The organism is Methylobacterium sp. WCS2018Hpa-22 (assembly GCF_031843785.1).
GTDB lineage: Bacteria > Pseudomonadota > Alphaproteobacteria > Rhizobiales > Beijerinckiaceae > Methylobacterium.
The window spans coordinates 57,449-73,244 of the sequence record NZ_JAVTJA010000011.1 but is presented as its reverse complement, the minus strand read 5'-3'; the positions used below and the strand labels follow the sequence as shown (position 1 = coordinate 73,244).

Below are 15,796 nucleotides of genomic sequence, written 5' to 3'. Positions count from 1 at the left end.
GCCCTTCCATGATCGATGGTGACGCCGCCCTGTCCCCGAACCAGGCCGACCTGCTGCAAGAGGTTCTGGCGGGACTGACGCAGCCGCAGAAGCGTCTTCCCGGCAAGCTCCTGTGGGACGAGACCGGCTCCGACCTGTTCGACCGCATCTGCAGCAGCGGCGATTACTATCCCACGCGAACCGAGATGGCGCTGTTGCCGTCCGTATCGGCCGAAATCGCCCCCCTGATCGGACCCGGCGCCACCATCGTCGAATTCGGCAGCGGAGCGAGCCGCAAGATCCGCACCCTGCTCGACGCCCTCGACCGGCCGGCGCGCTTCATCGCCATCGACATTTCGGGGGATTATCTCGACGCCGCGATCCGGCGGCTCGCTCGCGATTATCCGCAGATCGAGATGATCCCGGTCTGCGCCGATTACTCCGAACCGGTCCGGCTACCGGTCGACCTGTCGGGAGGGCCGGTGCTCGGGTTCTTTCCCGGCACCAGCATCGGCAATTTCACGCCCGCCGAGGCCGAACTGTTCCTGGGGCGGGCACGCGCCACCCTGGGGCCGAGCCGTTTTCTCATCGGGGCCGACCCCAACCGGGACGCGGACCGCCTGCGCCGCGCCTATGGCGATGCCGACGGGCTGATGCCGGCCCTGCACCGCAACCTCCTCGAGAGGCTGAACCGGGAGTTCGACGCCGATTTCGACCTGGACAACTTTCGGCACGAACCCCGCATCCTGCCCGATCCTTTCCGGGTGGAAGCGCATCTGGTGGCGCGGGAGCCGGGCCGCTACCTTCTCGCGGGGACGGAGATCCGGTTCGGGGCGGGCGAGAGCATCCACACCGACAACTCGCACAAATACGCGCCCGAGACGTTCCGGACACTTGCCGAGCGCGCCGGGTGGCGGCCAGAACGGGTCTGGCTCGACCAAGCGGGCCTTTTCAGCCTTCACCTGTTCGCCGCCTGATTTCCCCCAGATCACCCGGACATCCCATGACAAGCGACGATGCGCGTCCGACCGGCTTCCCGCTCTCGGCGGCCATTCTCTTCGGCCTGGGTATCGGCGGGTTCTTCGATGGAATCGTGCTCCATCAGATCCTGCAATGGCATCACATGCTCAGCAGCGCCGGATATCCCGCGGACAGCGTCGAGAACCTGCAGATCAACACGCTCTGGGACGGTCTGTTTCACGCCTGCACCTATCTCTTCACCCTCGCCGGGCTGTTCGTGCTGTGGCGTTACTCGCGGCAGAACCATCTCCGGTGGTCGGGCTGGCTGCTTCCGGGCGGCATCCTGATGGGCTTCGGCATTTTCAATCTCGTGGAGGGAACGATCAATCACCACCTCCTCGGCCTTCACCACGTCAACGAGACCGTGCCACGGGCGCAGTGGGTCTATTGGGACGTCGGCTTCCTGCTATGGGGCGCGGCGATGCTCGTCGCCGGCTGGGTCCTGTACCGACGCGGCAAGGCTCGCGCAGCGGTGTAGGCAGGCTCGCGCAGCGATGTAAACAGGCCCGCACCGCGATGTAAGATTAGCGCGCCGCAGCTTCCGTCGATGTCGTCGCGTCAAGCCCGAAACAGATACAGCGAACCGCCGATCACCATGGCCGCAAGCACCACGAGGCCGATATAGAGCGGCATGACCCAGGAATCGCGTCCCGTCGCTCGGGCGGTGGCCTGAACCCGTGGCGAGGCCGCCTCCGTGCCCCGCGCCATCGCGATCCGTTCCTTCGAGGGCGTATTCCCGGCGGCCTCGTCATCGGTGCCAAGCGGCGAAAGGCCGACATCGTAATGGGGGATCTTGTCACCCGTCCTGCCGGAATCGATGTCCGCTTTCAGCATCGCGCTGGTGGGGCGATCGGAATCCGCAGGCGATTCGACCGCGAGGTCGGCGGGCGGCGGAGGCGTCTCGGATCGTAGGCCCATGAGAAAACTCCACTGGCGGTTCATGGCCCGCACACGCGACGCCACCTCGTGCTCGACGTCCCAGCGTCGAGGCAGCGGGGGCCGGATCGCCCCCGCTGCCTCGTGAAGACCGGAGCACCATTGGCTAGGTGAACGATCGAAACGGGTTTTAGTCCCGGTCCTGGCTTTTCAGGCTGCTTTCCCCGCCCGAAAGATCGGTTTTCGGATTGGCCAGGCCGCTCGTGTTTCCGGAAACACCGGATTCGATGGCATCCGGGGGAATTTCGCGGTTGGCCGCGTGATCCTGGTATTGCTCGGTCTGGACCGTCTTGCTGTCCAAGCCGCGCTGGTCGGTATGCCGAGATTTGTCGCGGTTACTCAAGACCATGTTCTCTTCGAGGATTCCCTCGGGCAGATCCGTCATCGCGCCCGTTCCGGTGCCCTTGCCCTGAGCACCCGGCCCCATGGAATGGCGATCGGCCTTGGCCATGAAACATCTCCTCCTGTGTCCGAGTTCGAAGCCCTATGCCGCCGCTCAGTGCGAGCGGTGACCGCCCTTCCCTTCCGCGTCATGCGCATGGTGGCGGTCGCGCTCGCCGCCGCCGCCCGACACATGCGAGATGGGATCGTTGGTGGGACTGCCCGGGCGCGGGCCGCGATCCGGTTCGGACCGAGGTTCGGTGGCATCCTGGTGGCTGCTACCGGGCCCACCATGATGACGATCGGCAGCCGGAGTTTTCTTCGAGGTGCTCATCAGCGGTCCTGTTGATAGCCTTGATGCGTCGTGTTGACCTTGGAATTTCCGGCTTGGCCCATCTTGTCGGGATTCTGCGTCTGGGCGGAGCCCTTGGGTGCCGTCGACACGGGCGCCTCCGGCGCGCTGCCGGGCCCTTTGTCGGATTGGTTGGCAGGTGGAACGGGTGGCGGCTTAGCAGTCATTCGGTACACCTATCGAATAGCGTTGCCTTGCAGAGAGAACGATTCACCGCAATGTCAGTTCCGATATTTATCCTCGGCAAATCATCGCGAAGCCTGAACCGTATTTGTCTGCATGTTTACTGTCAGCGGCAGGCAACAAGATCCAGCCGTGGGTTCATCGACTGACGCAGGAATGCAGGCGGCACGACGAAGCCGCCTGCTGCTGCCGCGAAGGCGGCAGGGATCTTTCGTGGGTCTCGCGGACGGTAAAGCCCTCGGGGCAGCGTTTGGGGCCGCCTCCGAAGTCCGGTCCATCCGAGACCGGGTGCGTCTCAGATGATCGGCTTGCCTCCGGTCACCGCGACGGTGGCGCCGGAGACGTAGCTCGCTTCCGAGCCTGCCAGCATCACATAGACGGGGGCGAGTTCGCAGGGCTGCCCCGGACGCTTCATCGGCACCTGCGATCCGAAGCTCTTCACCTTCTCCAACGGCATGGTGGCGGGGATGAGCGGCGTCCAGATCGGACCCGGAGCCACGCAATTCACCCGGATGTCCCGTTCGGCCAGCATCTGGGCCAGACCGCCAGTGAAGTTCTGGATCGCCCCTTTGGTGGTCGCATAGGCCAGGAGCTGCGGGCTCGGCGTATCGGCATTGACCGAGGTCGTGTTGATGATGGAACTCCCGGGCTTCATATGCGGGAGCGCGGCTTTCACCAGGTAGAACATCGCGTGGATATTGGTCGCGAAGGTGATCTCCCATTCTTCGTCGGAGATCTCCTCGGGGCTGGCGAATGTCTTCTGGTGGGCCGCGTTGTTGACCAGGATATCGACCTGGCCGAACTCGGAGACGGCTGTCTCGACGATGGCACGGCAATGCCGGGGATCCTTCACATCGCCCGCCATCCGCACCGCCTTGCGGCCGGCGGACTCGATCAGCCGGCAGGTCTCGTCGGCATCCTCATGCTCGTCATAATAGCTCACCAGGACATCCGCCCCTTCGCGGGCATAGGCCAGGGCCACGGCCCGTCCGATGCCGCTATCGGCGCCGGTGATGATCGCCTTGCGACCGGAAAGGCGCCCCGACCCTTTGTAATGCGCCTCGCCGTAATCCGGGCGCGGGTCCATATCGGCATCGCGGCCCGGTGGCGTCAGGGGCCGCTGATTCTCGAATGGTGGCTTCGGGAAATCGGTCATCTCGAGCGATCCTTGCAAGAACTATCATATCTGCGTTGGCGGCGCATGAGGTGACCGCAAGCTTTACCCGTCAGCACGGCAAGCCATGAAAAGCCATTATCCATTCTTATTCAGAAATGATGGCGAGAACACACAGCATTAACAAAAACAATAGCTATGTTGCCCTGGACCTTGCTGTCGATCACCTCACTCGATGGGACAATTCATGGCGGAGGCTATTGTTTCGACAGCGAAGACGGTTTTAAAAGTCAGGCCGTTCTAGCGATGCTCAACCACCACGCCGCCGCGTATGGCGGCTGCCGTCCTTTGACGACAGCAGGCGGAAGGCCAGGACACCGAGGGCCAGAACGGCCCCTGAAACCGCGGCTTTTCTGACCAGCCCGGCACGGTTGTGCTGGAGTTCCGAACGGAAACCCATCTCGGCGGGGATGTTCGGAACCGTGCCGCGACCGAAATCCTGCACCAGGCCTTCGACGACATTCACCCGGTCGGCCGCCATCAACATCAACCAATGAGCCCATTCGGACTCACTGTATTTGAAGGCCTGACGCCGCATGGCACCACTGACGCCGCTCGGCGGTGTCGAGGTGCCGAACACCGCCGTGAGGTTGTTCCGCTCGATGGATTGCAGGATCTCGACCGTCTGTCGCTGTTGCGGCGGCCGCGGCCAGTTCATCCCGCCCTTGTCGTCGCGCGATCGGTCGCGCATCGGGTAGGTCGGGTCGTTCTCCGGATTGGCATCGGCACCCCAGCCGGGGATCTTGGATGGGTCGATCGGAAGGTTTCGCATGTCGGTCTTCCTCACCCGCGCGCCGAAGGGGGGACGAGTACGGGCTTGATGCATCCGTCGAGCTTGGCCGAGAAGATGTGATACGCGTCTGCGATCTCCTCCAGAGGCACCTTGTGCGTGATCAATGCTTTCGGGTTCAGGCGTCCGGCCTCGATATGCTCGATCAATCTCGGCAGGAGGCGCTTCACCGAGGCCTGGTTGGCCCGGATCGTAATGCCCTTGTTCACGACATTGCCGATGGGGATGAGGTTGCCCGTGGGACCGTAGACGCCCACGATCGACACGACGCCGCCCTTCTTCACCGAATTGATCGCCCAATGGAGTGCGGTCGCGGCACCCGCCTCGAGCTTCAACTTCGTACCGAGGAGGGTATGCAGGGCGCTGCCCGCCGCGTCGCCGCCGACGGCATCGATGCAGACATCAGCACCGAGGGAATCGGTGGTCTTCTTCAGGAAGACGACGGGATCGTCCATCGAGCGGAAGTTGTAGACTTCGGCGGGACAATAAGTCCTCGCGAAATCGAGCCGATAGTCGATGTGGTCGATGACGATCACACGTCCGGCACCGAACAGCCACGCACACCGGGCCGCCATGATCCCGACGGGACCGGCACCGAAAACCACCACCGTGTCGCCCGGCTGAATGCCGGCCATCTCGGCCGCCTGGTACCCTGTCGGCACGACATCGGTGAGAAGCACCGCGTCGTCGAGATCCATCGTCGATGGGATCTTGCAGGGGCCAATATCGGCATAGGGGACACGGACATACTCCGCCTGCCCCCCATCGTAGCCGCCGGCCGTGTGCGAATAGCCATAGATGCCTCCGAGCGCGCTCGCCTGCGGGTTGGCTTCATGGCAATTGCCGAAGAGACCCTGCCGGCAGAAATGACATTGGCCGCAGGCGATGTTGAACGGGACGATCACGTGGTCGCCGACCGAGAGGTTGCCGACCTGCGAGCCGACCTCCTCGACGACACCGATGAATTCATGGCCGAAGGTCATGCCCACCCGGGTATCGGGAACGAGGCCATGGTAGAGATGAAGGTCCGAGCCGCAGATGCAGGTGCGGGTCACCCGCACGACGGCATCCTGAACATGTTCGCAGACCGGAACCGGCTTCCTGTCGACCCGAACCCTGTAGGGCCCGCGATAATTCATCGCCAACACGTCTCGGGTCCTCCCCTGAATCCTGATCCCTGGGCCGTCCGCGGAGGCTCCCCACGGCGACGACTCTCAGCCAAAGCGGACGGTATTCGGCTCACCCGGATTGGCGCCGAGCTTCCACCGTTCGCCAGGGCGATCGTCGACCCCATGGCGCCCGGCGAATACTCAGCGCCCGGAATTCAGCGGTCGGCTTTTTCGTCGGATGCGCTGAGTTCCAGATAGCGCAACGTCGTCGGCTGGATGAGCTCGGCGACGGTCTTCGCCATGGCCTGCTCCTCCCTCAGGGATTGCTCGAATGCGGTGCGGTGCGCACTCTGCCCGGCGGCATCCCCGATGGTCACCAGCGAGGTATAGGCCGCGATCTCGAAATTCTCGAACGCATGATTGGCGAAGGTGTTCTTCAGGATTTCGTCCTGAGCCGGCACGTGCCCCAGCGCCATCATGTTGCCGACGAAACCGAGGAACCCTTCCTTGATCGCCGAAGGGCCATCGCCGAGGGATGACAGCGCCTCTTCGAGCCGGTCACGCTGGCCATGCGTCTCTTGGATATGGCGACGCAACGCCGCTTCCATTTCAGGATAGCGCTGCAGGCGTTCGACCTGCCTTTCCATAATCTGAAGCGCCTGCAACTCCAGGGCATGCGTGTTCTTCAGGGCAGTAACATAGATGGAGCGCGGGTCGAGTGCCATGTAGACTGTCTCCGAATATTAAACTGTGTTATGTCTCGATTGGACGAAATCCTTGTCTCTCTAACTGTTAACGCTGCGGCCGGTTGCTTAAAGCCTCGCTCAAAATGCGGATACGCTTGCTCGGTGCCCATAAGCCGCAGCGAATGCGATCTCATTTCCTGAGATACCCTCGAGCGGATCGAGCTTGGCCGGGCCGGACCGGGGTTGCTCGTCGTCGCGACATCGCCGGTCTCGCCACCTCGGCCCAAAAGCGAGCCGGCAGGCGGCACATGCGCCGACGACTTGCGCCGACAGCCAAAGGCGGACAGTTGACCCGCATCGGATCGGCGAAGAGGTCGGAATGGCTCAGGCGAGAGGGAGGCCGGCGGTGTCGATCGGACTCGCGACGTCAGCGTGCATTCCGTGATCGCGCAACGGCTTAGCGCGGCCTTGGATATCCGTGAGGTTCGCGCGAGGGAGGGCGCCGGACGCACGCTGGAACGCTTCCGATCCAAGGGGCTTTGCTCCCTGCAACGACGAAGGAGCACATCCGTGAAGACAGCCGACACACCGCAGCCCGGCGCCGATCTGCAGCCCATCGAGACTCCGCCGGCTGCCCCCGAAAAGCCTGAGCGGCAGCCGCCCTCGATCCCGGAGGAAGACGATCCGGAGATCGAAAAGACAGAAGAGCAGCCGAGCTGACTCCGCATCCTTCATCGGTGTGTTCAACGCGCGAAGCCCCGGACCTCTCGGGTCGCCGGGGCTTCGTCACATTCGCTAAACCTGCGGTCACCGAGGCGCACAGTCGAACCGTGCACCCGACAGCCCTCCGCGTTCTACGGACGGATACCGATCTCGGAGGGATGGCGCAGGCCGTGGCGGATGCCGTTCGGGAGGAAGGCCGAGCTGGTCATCGCCGCCATCGGCGACATCAGATGCCAATGCGCCGCATCCCGAGGAGTGCCGCTCGATCCGCAGCGTGACGACGGCCGGCTCGCCAGCGTCCCGCCCATCGCGGCTTCCAAGGCCTGCAGGGCCTTCGCGATACGGTCGGGGATTTCCCCCTCGACCGGCGGAAAGGCCTTCGCCATGGCCCGGTCGACGCCGTCCCTGAACGGCATAGCCTCGCTGGCATGGCTGCGAAGCTGCCAGATATTGAGCGGGTTGTCGTTCATGGGGTAAAACTGTCGGCTACGGCGCCGGTTCGCTGACGGGCAGTCCATCTGCCCGCGAAACTGCTTAAGTCCCCATCATTCACTTAGTTCACATTCTCATCCGAGAAAGCAAAAAAAGCCGCCCGAGGGGCGGCCTTTCTGCGCGACTATCCGTGTTCGAGCCGGAGTTCAGACGCTCATCAAAACGCTTGCCGAGCTCACCAGCGTCGCTGCCAGCATGAGGGTGGCGGCGGCCGCCATGGCGTATGAGAAGATCTTCATTCAGCAGCGATTCCCGCCCGAGGTCTGACCATATTGCTGGACCGGAAAGTTCTGCTGGTTCGCATTGCCTTCGGCGGCGGAGCTCATCGGACAGGTGGCCGGGTTGCGCCCGGCATTGCCGTCGCGGAGACTGAGAGACCCCGTGGCCTCGACGTCGTAGGCATTGAACGAGCTGTAACGGGTCGGGCGCTCGAAAGCAATCGCGGACGAGATCGAAGCAGCGCCAAGAACAAACGCAGTGGCGATAGCGGCGATACGGGTCTTCATCTGTATTACAAGCTCCTTCTTGACGTCGATGCCGAACAACTCGGCTCGTTCGTCTTGTGTGATTTGAATATGGGGCAGCAATCTCATTCCTGACGTGCTGAGCCGCACTCAGCATCGTGGATTAGACCCGGCTACTCTTCTGTCGGTGATATACCAGAGGCAAAACAACTGCTTGGCCGCCGCGCGACCGGCGATCGAAGAGGACGAGCGGGTCGCGAGGCCGATGAGGCTCGACGATGTCGGCCGGCAGCGCGACATCGGCACCGTGGCCCCAGCGGACCGGACCGGGAGGAGCGAGCCGGACGGTTTCGGAGGGGAGCCGGATGTCGCGACGACGAGGATCGATCACGAGGCTGCGGAGAAAAGCTTTCACGTCCCGTCTCCATCGAACGTCGAACGGAGACTCCCTGGTACGAAATGCCTCACGCGGCCCGTCCATCTTTGGCGAGCGCCGCGCCGGAAAGCTGAGGGATGACTTGTTTTCATTTAACCAAGTCGTGCCAAGGGTAGCGGAACGCCACCGATGCTACAGGGAATGAGACCTGTGTTATTTTTCGATGCAGACCGCCGCGCGCTCATGACCGCGATAGACGAGTCCAGCGCTCGGGTCGAATTCAACCCAGACGGCATAGTATTGGATGCCAATCCGCTCTTCCTCGATGCGATGGGATATTCCCTTTCCGAGTTAAAAGGTCGACATCATTCACTCTTGGTTTCTTCCGAAGATCAGAAAAGCGACGATTACCGGTTGTTCTGGGAGGCCTTGCGCCGCGGCGAAGCACAGACGCGCGAGTTCAAGCGCATAGCCAAGCATGAGCGCGAGGTATGGATCCAGGCGACTTACTATCCCGTGTTGGACCGCGCCGGGAAGGTCAGCCGAATTGTCAAGTTTGCGACCGATGTCACCGCTCAAGTGTTGCGCAACATCGAACATGACGGGCAACTCGACGCCCTCCATCGCTCGCAGGCCGTGATCGAGTTTGCCCTCGACGGTACTATCCTGACCGCCAACGCGAACTTCCTGTCGGCGATGGGCTACACGCTCGAGGAGATCGGCGGGCGGCATCACAGCCTCTTCGTCGACCCGTCGGAGCGGGTGGGCGCCGCCTACCGCGAATTCTGGACGTCGCTCGCCCGTGGCGAGTTTCGTTCCGGCGAGTTCAAACGGATCGCCAAGGGCGACCGCGAAGTATGGATTCAGGCGACCTACAACCCGATCCGCGACCGGGACGGGGTCCCGATCAAGGTGGTGAAATTCGCCAGCGACATCACCCGGCAGAAGCTGCAGACCGCCGATGCCATGGGGCAGCTGGAGGCCGTCAATCGGTCCCAGGCAGTGATCGAGTTCGCGTCGGACGGCACGGTCCTCGACGCCAACGAGAACTTCCTGAACGCGGTCGGTTACCAGTTGGACGACATAAGGGGGCGCCCGCATGCCATGTTCGTCGAGCCCAGCTATGCGCGGACGCCGGATTACGCCGCCTTCTGGGACCGCCTGCGGGCAGGACAATTTTCCTCCGGCATGTTCCAGCGCTTCGGCAAGGGCGGCCGCTCGGTCTGGATCCAGGCGAGCTACAACCCGATCTTCGATCCCAGCGGCCGGCTGACCAAGATCGTCAAATACGCCTCGGACGTCACCGCCAACATGGAGGCGCGATCCGTCGCGGTCGAGGCGGCGGAGCGGACCCTCGACCACGTCCAGTCCGTCACCGACGCCGCCGACGCCATGAACGCGTCCGCGGAGGCCATTTCCCGCAGCATGGCCCAGTCCAAGACGGTGGTGGACGACATCCATGGGCGTGCCGGTGAAGCGGATGCCGCCACCGAGCGGCTGCGAACCGCCACCGAGGCCATGGGCGGCGTCGCCTCGGTCATCGCCGGCATCGCTCAGCAGATCAATCTGCTGGCACTCAATGCGACGATCGAGGCGGCGCGGGCCGGCAGCGCGGGGCGCGGCTTCGCGGTGGTCGCGACAGAGGTCAAGAGCCTCGCCAGTCAGGCGGCCTCCGCCACGAACCGGATCAGCAGCGAGATCGCCGGCATGCAGGCGGTCTCCACCGAAGTGGCGGCGACCCTGGCCTCCATCACGCAGGCGATCGGGACGATCAGCACGCATGTGGCCGGAGTCACCGAGGCGGTGGATGAGCAGGCACGGACGACGGGGGACATCCTGGTCAGCATGCGGCAGGCGGCCGATGGCGTGTCGAGCATCAGCACGGGCCTCGACAATTGGACCGTCGGCATGGAGGAACGCCGCGCGGAGCGCCGGAGGCGCGTCCTGCTGCCGGCCCATATTCACCTCCCCGGCGGCGAACGCATCGCATGTTCGGTCCGCGACCTGTCGGAGGGAGGCGCGCGGTTGCATGTGTCGCGACGCGCCGACGTTCCCGACCGGTTCGCCGTCACCATCGACGAGGACGGACGCCGGTTCGACTGTGAAGTCCGGCATCGCTCGGGCACGGGCTTGAACGTTCAGTTCCGCGACGCCACGGAGACGAGCCTCGACCGCGTGGCGTGACGCCGACGCCTCAGGGCGTTCCGCGCCGGGCCGGCCATCCCGACACGCTCCGGGGGCCCGTCCGGCGGCGGGTGGCCGATATCTGTGTCCGCAGCGCAACAGGACGGGGGCTTTCGCGCCCAGTGAGAAGCAGGGCGTCCCGGCGGGTAAGGCCGGCCGGCAAGATGTTTCCGACAGAAACACAAGGGCTTGATCCGTCGGGGGCAGGACATTTTAGAAATCATATAAACTATTGACGTGCTTGCATAATTTTGAATCCACCCGCTTGTTTCAACGCCAAGAGATCGTGCGGTCCCGCGGTGATCCCAAGGTGGTGGGAGCTGGTTTTATGCAGCCGGTATCGATGGATGCGCTGCATCGTAGCCAAGGCGCGAAGCTTCAGCGTTTCCTCCTGCGCCTGCTCGGCAATTCCGCCGACGCGGCCGACGCCCACCAGGAGACCTACCTGCGCATGCTCGCGGCGCTCTCGCGCACCAGCGTCGAGAACCCCTCCGCCTTCCTGTTCCAGGTCGCCAACAACGTCGCCCTGCGGATGCGGAACCGGCAGCGGCTGGAAGGGACGCTGTTCCATTCCGTGAGCGACGCGGAGATGTCGGACATCGTCGATGCCTATGCGCTGCCGGAACGGCAGGTGATGGCGCGCCAGGAGCTCCGGCGGCTCGCCGCCGATATCGACGCGTTGCCGCCCCGGTGCCGGGAGGTGTTCCTCCTCGTCCGCATCGACGGCCATTCCAACGGCGAGGTCGCCACGCGCCTGGGCATCAGCCGCAACATGGTGGAGAAGCACCTCATCAAGGCCCTCCTGCATTGCCGCAGCCGGAGCCGCGAACGTTCGTGACACGCGACGTCAGGGATCGGCCGCCTCGTTGATCTGAGACGGTAGGGACACACGGCTCGGCGATCCGAGCCGGGATTGGGTCCGGAAAGCAGAACCGTGACCAAGGACAAAACCACAGACGCGGACGCGCGCGACGACGAGGATCCCGTCTTCGAGGCCGCGGCCGGCTGGGTCGCGCGGCTCTCCTCCCCCGATGCGACGGACGAGGACCGCGAGGCCTTCGCGGAATGGCGCGATGCCGATCCCGCCCATGCCGAGGCTCATGCCGAGATGGATGCGCTCTGGCGCAGGCTCGGCCATGTGCCCGACCCACGCAGACGCCGCACCTCGCCGACAGGACTCGCCGCCCTCGCCGTGGCGGCCATCCTGTGCGCGGCATTGATCCATCAACTCGGCCTGATCGACCGGTTCCGCTCCGACCTCTGGAGCGGCGTCGGCGAGATCGGCCATTCCGTCCTGGCCGATGGGAGCCGCATCGACCTCAACACCGATACGGCGGTGGCGCTGCGGTTCACGGACACCGAACGCGGAATCGAGCTCCTGCGCGGCGAGGCGTTCTTCGACGTCGTCCCGGATTCCCGGCGCCCCTTCGTGGTGCGCGGCAATGGCTTGAGCGTGCGGGCGATCGGCACGCGCTTCTTCGTCCGGGCGGACGGTGCGGACAGCCCCGTCGGGGTCACCGAGGGACGCGTCGATGTGGCGGCCGAGCACCGGCACATGCTGGTATCGGCGGGCGAGGCGGTTCGCCGCGAGGACGGGGCGCCCTTCGGCGTCGTCACGGCGGATCCGAGCCGGAGCGTGGCCTGGCGGGAGGGTCGCCTCGTCTTCTCGGGCGAACGGCTCTCCGCCGTCCTGGGGGAACTCGACCGCTACCGCCACGGCCGCGTCGTCCTCATCGACGCCAAGGCCGGCGAGCGGCGGGTCACGGGGGCCTTCGACCCCCACAATACGGACGAGGCGCTGGACGTGATCGCGGCGACGATGAACGTGCGCGTCACCCGGCTCACGCCCCTCCTCGTCCTGGTCGGGTCGCCGCTATAGGAGGCCGAAATAATTCCGTTCTCGGACGTCAGGAGATTGCGGGCCCGTTGATCTCAATCGGTAAGGGACGAGAGAGCGCGAAGCGCACCGTCCTGTTCAACCGACGGATGGGGCGTGCAATGGCGGCGCGAGAGCTTGGGTTTGCAGGGGAGCGGCGCGCGAGGGTGTTCCTCGCCGGCGTGTCGATGCTGGTGATGGTCCCCGCCGCCGCGCAGAGCCAGGAGGCGAAGCGCCCGCCATCGGCCAAGGACCGGAAGGCGAGCATCATCGCCCTCGCTCCCGAAGCCTCGGCCCCGCGACAGGGGGACAGCGTGTCCCTGTCGATTCCGAAAGGGCCTCTGGAAACGGCCCTAGTCACCTTCACCGAACAGGCGAAGGTCAAGCTGGTCTATGCCACCGAGCTCACGGCGAGACTGAGCACCAACGGCGTCGACGGCGCGTTCCTGCCCCTCGACGGCCTGGCCAGGATCCTCGAAGGCACCGGCCTGACCCACCGGGCGGTGGGTCCTTACACCATCACCCTCGTCAATCCGAGCTACGTCCAGCTCGGCCCGGAGCCGGCCGGGGCGGTGACCCTCGCCGAGCTGAGCGTCGAGGCCCAGCGCCTGAACCGCGCGTCGCTCGCGGGGCTGCCCCCGTCGAGCGGAACGGTGGGCCAGCCGCCGGTTCCCTATGCCGGCGGCCAGGTGGCGACGGGAAGCCGGCTCGGCCTCCTCGGCAACCGCTCCGTGCTGAACACGCCCTTCAACGTGACGAGCTACACGGAAAAGCTGATCACGGACCAGCAGGCGCGCACGGTCGGCGACGTCGTGCAGAACGATCCCTCGGTGCGCAACGACGCGCCGCCCTACAGCGAACGCGATTCCTTCTTCATCCGCGGCTTCTCGGTCACCAACCTCGACACCGCCTTCGACGGGTTGTTCTACATCGCCAATGCGCGCCGAACCTTCACCGAAGGCCTCGAGCGCGTCGAGGTGCTGAAGGGCCCCACCGCCTTCCTCAACGGCGGCGTCGGCCGTGTCGGCGGCACCATCAACCTCATCCCCAAGCGCGCCTTCGACGAGCCGCTCACACGGATCACGACGAGCTATTTCAGCGATTCCCAGGTCGGAACCCATCTGGATTTCGGACGCCGCTACGGCACCGCCAAGGAATGGGGCATCCGCTTCAACGGCGCCTACCGCAACGGGGGCACGCCCCTCGACAAGAACGCCATCGAGGTGGGCATCGCGGCCCTCGGGCTCGATTATCGCGGCGACCGGTTCCGCGCCTCGCTCGACCTCAACCATTCCAACCAGAACATCACGGCGCCGACATCGCTGTTCAACGCGGCCGCACCGAACATCGCGGTGCCCCGCGCCCCGAACAACCGGCGCAACACGGCGAACACGAACGAATATATCGACACCACCTACGGCATGGCCGCCGGCCGGGTCGAATTCGATATCCTGCCGGAGACGACGATCTACGCCGCGGGCGGCATCAGCCGTTACCGCGAGGATTCGCTGAGTTCCTATTACCTGATCACCGGAGCCTCGGGGCAGGCCACCAACACGCTCGCCATCGCTCCCCTCGAATTGCAGGGCCTGACCGGCGAGATCGGGCTGCGCTCGCATTTCCACACCGGCTTCATCGGGCACCAGGTCTCGGTCTCGGCGACCGAGGCCGTGAACAAGAACTTCTCGCGCGGCTACTTCCCCCCGAGCCTCCCGAGCTTCCAGACCAACATCTACGCTCCGACCTACCTGCCGTTCGGATCGGTCGCCACGGGGGTCTATCCCCGCTCCAGCCGGCAACCCCTCTTCACGGAGCTGAGCGCACGCAGCGTGGCCGTGGCCGACACCCTCTCCCTGGGTGAAGACCGCTTCATGCTGACGCTCGGCGGGCGCTTCCAGGACATCGCGGTCAACAGCTACGTCACCCGCCCGGTGGCCAATCAGGGGTCGCTGGCATCGAGCTACGACCAGGGCCGGTTCAGCCCCGCCATCGCCCTGGTCATCCGCCCCTTCGAGAACCTGTCGTTCTACGGCAATTACATCGAGTCCCTCGACGCAGGCCCGAGCGCGCCGGTCACCGCGGTCAATGCTAGCGAGATCTTCGCCCCCACCGTGAGTCGGCAGAAGGAGGTCGGCGCCAAATACGATTTCGGCACCGTCTCGGTCACCGCCTCTCTGTTCGAGATCGAGCAGCCGAGCGCCTTCACGGATCCCGGCACGAGGCGCTTCTCCGTGAGCGGGCTGCAGCGCAACCGGGGCGCCGAGTTCACCGTGTTCGGCGAGCCCGTCGCGGGGATCCGCCTGCTCGGCGGCATCGCCTTCATCGACGCGGAACTGGTGAGGACGCTCGGAGGGCAGTTCGACGGAAACGCCGCTCCCGGCGTCCCCGACATGGCGATCAATCTCTACGGCGAGTACGACCTGCCGCCGTGGCTGGCCCCGGGCCTGACCCTCACCGGGCGGGCCATCCATACCAGCCGCCAGTTCTACAATCAGGCCAACACACAGTCGGTCCCCGACTGGACCCGCTTCGATGCCGGCCTGCGCTACGCCTTCGAGGGCGTCTCGGGCAAACCCGTGGTGCTGCGGGCCACCGTCGAGAACCTATTCGACGATTCGTACTGGGCCTCCGCCGCGCGCGGCTTCCTCGCCGTCGGCGCCCCCCGAACCGTCATCGTCTCCGCCTCCGTCGATTTCTAGAGCGCTCTCCGCCGAAGTGGATACCGGTTCGGCGAGAAAGAGCGCGGCAAAACAGAGGCTTAGAGATGTGTCCCGACCCAACGTGGTCGGGCGCAGCTTTAGAGGTCATGCCCTTTGCCTGACGCGCCGTCGCGTCGGGCAATGTGTACGAAGCTTGCAAACCGTCGGGCGGTCGATCACGAATCCGAGGTGCACCGCGAGATTGATGACGGAGGCCGGCCTCACCCCGCCGACGGCGACCACCAAGACTTTCTCGGTGATGGGCAAGGTCTTCGATCCGGCCAAACCCGAGGATTACCTGAACTCCTTCGCGATCAAGCGGGCGGGCTGAGCCATGGAGGCCTCCCTCCCGCTCCGCGCCGGATCGGTCTC

18 protein-coding genes are annotated in these 15,796 nt (G+C 64.8%); 8 read left to right on the top strand and 10 right to left on the bottom strand.

Annotation, left to right across the window (positions count from 1 at the left end; genetic code table 11):
- Positions 1–8 precede the first annotated feature (8 nt).
- Together egtD and RQI43_RS15820 are read left to right on the top strand one after the other, a co-directional pair.
- Positions 9–956 (top strand): L-histidine N(alpha)-methyltransferase, encoded by a 948-nt coding sequence (egtD, locus tag RQI43_RS15825; protein WP_311275757.1) that lies wholly within the window; start codon positions 9–11, stop codon positions 954–956.
- 26 nt (positions 957–982) lie between these two features.
- The gene (locus RQI43_RS15820) at positions 983–1,477 is read left to right on the top strand and encodes a DUF2243 domain-containing protein (RefSeq protein WP_311275756.1); all 495 of its coding nucleotides are present in this window, start codon (positions 983–985) and stop codon (positions 1,475–1,477) included.
- Positions 1,478–1,557: 80 nt separating this feature from the next.
- Here RQI43_RS15820 and RQI43_RS15815 read toward each other — a convergent pair whose 3' ends face one another.
- The 8 genes from RQI43_RS15815 to RQI43_RS15780 all read right to left on the bottom strand — a co-directional run bounded on the left by RQI43_RS15815 (position 1,558) and on the right by RQI43_RS15780 (position 6,649).
- A complete protein-coding gene (locus tag RQI43_RS15815) occupies positions 1,558–1,917 on the bottom strand; it encodes a hypothetical protein (protein WP_311275755.1) in 360 nt (119 codons plus the stop codon).
- A 148-nt stretch (positions 1,918–2,065) separates the two neighbouring features.
- Complete coding sequence (locus tag RQI43_RS15810; protein WP_056422029.1) at positions 2,066–2,386, bottom strand: hypothetical protein; 321 nt, start codon at positions 2,384–2,386, stop codon at positions 2,066–2,068.
- A gap of 45 nt (positions 2,387–2,431) precedes the next feature.
- Positions 2,432–2,650 (bottom strand): hypothetical protein, encoded by a 219-nt coding sequence (locus RQI43_RS15805; RefSeq protein WP_056422031.1) that lies wholly within the window; start codon positions 2,648–2,650, stop codon positions 2,432–2,434.
- Entirely contained in the window at positions 2,650–2,835 is a 186-nt protein-coding gene (locus RQI43_RS15800) for a hypothetical protein (RefSeq protein WP_246748098.1), read from the bottom strand. Before RQI43_RS15800 ends, RQI43_RS15805 begins: the two co-directional genes overlap by 1 nt.
- Positions 2,836–3,146: 311 nt before the next feature.
- Positions 3,147–4,007 carry an SDR family oxidoreductase gene (locus tag RQI43_RS15795; RefSeq protein ID WP_311275754.1) on the bottom strand — a complete coding sequence of 287 codons (861 nt, stop codon included), beginning with the start codon at positions 4,005–4,007 and terminating at the stop codon, positions 3,147–3,149.
- Positions 4,008–4,275: 268 nt separating this feature from the next.
- Positions 4,276–4,797: a hypothetical protein gene (locus RQI43_RS15790; RefSeq protein WP_056422037.1), complete on the bottom strand. Its 522-nt coding sequence runs from the start codon at positions 4,795–4,797 to the stop codon at positions 4,276–4,278.
- Between the two features lie 11 nt (positions 4,798–4,808).
- The gene (locus RQI43_RS15785; protein ID WP_311275832.1) at positions 4,809–5,954 is read right to left on the bottom strand and encodes a zinc-dependent alcohol dehydrogenase; all 1,146 of its coding nucleotides are present in this window, start codon (positions 5,952–5,954) and stop codon (positions 4,809–4,811) included.
- Between the two features lie 185 nt (positions 5,955–6,139).
- Entirely contained in the window at positions 6,140–6,649 is a 510-nt protein-coding gene (locus RQI43_RS15780) for a ferritin-like domain-containing protein (RefSeq protein WP_311275753.1), read from the bottom strand.
- 531 nt (positions 6,650–7,180) lie between these two features.
- Here RQI43_RS15780 and RQI43_RS15775 point away from each other — a divergent pair.
- Positions 7,181–7,330, top strand: a complete 150-nt coding sequence (locus RQI43_RS15775) for a hypothetical protein (protein WP_311275752.1) — start codon at positions 7,181–7,183, stop codon at positions 7,328–7,330.
- 134 nt (positions 7,331–7,464) lie between these two features.
- Here the strand turns inward: RQI43_RS15775 and RQI43_RS15770 are convergent, their stop codons facing one another.
- Positions 7,465–7,803 (bottom strand): hypothetical protein, encoded by a 339-nt coding sequence (locus RQI43_RS15770; protein WP_056422045.1) that lies wholly within the window; start codon positions 7,801–7,803, stop codon positions 7,465–7,467.
- Positions 7,804–8,064: 261 nt separating this feature from the next.
- Complete coding sequence (locus tag RQI43_RS15765) at positions 8,065–8,331, bottom strand: hypothetical protein (protein WP_311275831.1); 267 nt, start codon at positions 8,329–8,331, stop codon at positions 8,065–8,067.
- A gap of 577 nt (positions 8,332–8,908) precedes the next feature.
- On the opposite strand from RQI43_RS15765, the gene RQI43_RS15760 reads away from it, so the two are divergent.
- The 5 genes from RQI43_RS15760 (at position 8,909) to RQI43_RS15740 (ending at position 15,755) form a co-directional block, all read left to right on the top strand.
- The gene (locus tag RQI43_RS15760) at positions 8,909–10,849 is read left to right on the top strand and encodes a PAS domain-containing protein (RefSeq protein ID WP_311275751.1); all 1,941 of its coding nucleotides are present in this window, start codon (positions 8,909–8,911) and stop codon (positions 10,847–10,849) included.
- 328 nt (positions 10,850–11,177) lie between these two features.
- Positions 11,178–11,687 (top strand): sigma-70 family RNA polymerase sigma factor, encoded by a 510-nt coding sequence (locus tag RQI43_RS15755; protein WP_311275750.1) that lies wholly within the window; start codon positions 11,178–11,180, stop codon positions 11,685–11,687.
- Positions 11,688–11,783: 96 nt separating this feature from the next.
- A complete protein-coding gene (locus tag RQI43_RS15750; protein ID WP_311275749.1) occupies positions 11,784–12,728 on the top strand; it encodes a FecR domain-containing protein in 945 nt (314 codons plus the stop codon).
- Between the two features lie 119 nt (positions 12,729–12,847).
- Positions 12,848–15,424, top strand: a complete 2,577-nt coding sequence (locus RQI43_RS15745) for a TonB-dependent receptor (protein WP_311275830.1) — start codon at positions 12,848–12,850, stop codon at positions 15,422–15,424.
- Positions 15,425–15,629: 205 nt separating this feature from the next.
- A complete protein-coding gene (locus RQI43_RS15740; protein ID WP_311275839.1) occupies positions 15,630–15,755 on the top strand; it encodes a hypothetical protein in 126 nt (41 codons plus the stop codon).
- Positions 15,756–15,796: the final 41 nt, after the last annotated feature.

Coding starts and splice junctions, on each gene's coding strand:
- egtD (WP_311275757.1), top strand. CDS start 9: ATGATCGATGGTGACGCCGCCCTGTCCCCGAACCAGGCCGACCTGCTG.
- RQI43_RS15820 (WP_311275756.1), top strand. CDS start 983: ATGACAAGCGACGATGCGCGTCCGACCGGCTTCCCGCTCTCGGCGGCC.
- RQI43_RS15815 (WP_311275755.1), bottom strand. CDS start 1,917: ATGGGCCTACGATCCGAGACGCCTCCGCCGCCCGCCGACCTCGCGGTC.
- RQI43_RS15810 (WP_056422029.1), bottom strand. CDS start 2,386: ATGGCCAAGGCCGATCGCCATTCCATGGGGCCGGGTGCTCAGGGCAAG.
- RQI43_RS15805 (WP_056422031.1), bottom strand. CDS start 2,650: ATGAGCACCTCGAAGAAAACTCCGGCTGCCGATCGTCATCATGGTGGG.
- RQI43_RS15800 (WP_246748098.1), bottom strand. CDS start 2,835: ATGACTGCTAAGCCGCCACCCGTTCCACCTGCCAACCAATCCGACAAA.
- RQI43_RS15795 (WP_311275754.1), bottom strand. CDS start 4,007: ATGACCGATTTCCCGAAGCCACCATTCGAGAATCAGCGGCCCCTGACG.
- RQI43_RS15790 (WP_056422037.1), bottom strand. CDS start 4,797: ATGCGAAACCTTCCGATCGACCCATCCAAGATCCCCGGCTGGGGTGCC.
- RQI43_RS15785 (WP_311275832.1), bottom strand. CDS start 5,954: ATGAATTATCGCGGGCCCTACAGGGTTCGGGTCGACAGGAAGCCGGTT.
- RQI43_RS15780 (WP_311275753.1), bottom strand. CDS start 6,649: ATGGCACTCGACCCGCGCTCCATCTATGTTACTGCCCTGAAGAACACG.
- RQI43_RS15770 (WP_056422045.1), bottom strand. CDS start 7,803: ATGAACGACAACCCGCTCAATATCTGGCAGCTTCGCAGCCATGCCAGC.
- RQI43_RS15765 (WP_311275831.1), bottom strand. CDS start 8,331: ATGAAGACCCGTATCGCCGCTATCGCCACTGCGTTTGTTCTTGGCGCT.
- RQI43_RS15760 (WP_311275751.1), top strand. CDS start 8,909: ATGACCGCGATAGACGAGTCCAGCGCTCGGGTCGAATTCAACCCAGAC.
- RQI43_RS15755 (WP_311275750.1), top strand. CDS start 11,178: ATGCAGCCGGTATCGATGGATGCGCTGCATCGTAGCCAAGGCGCGAAG.
- RQI43_RS15745 (WP_311275830.1), top strand. CDS start 12,848: ATGGCGGCGCGAGAGCTTGGGTTTGCAGGGGAGCGGCGCGCGAGGGTG.
- RQI43_RS15740 (WP_311275839.1), top strand. CDS start 15,630: ATGACGGAGGCCGGCCTCACCCCGCCGACGGCGACCACCAAGACTTTC.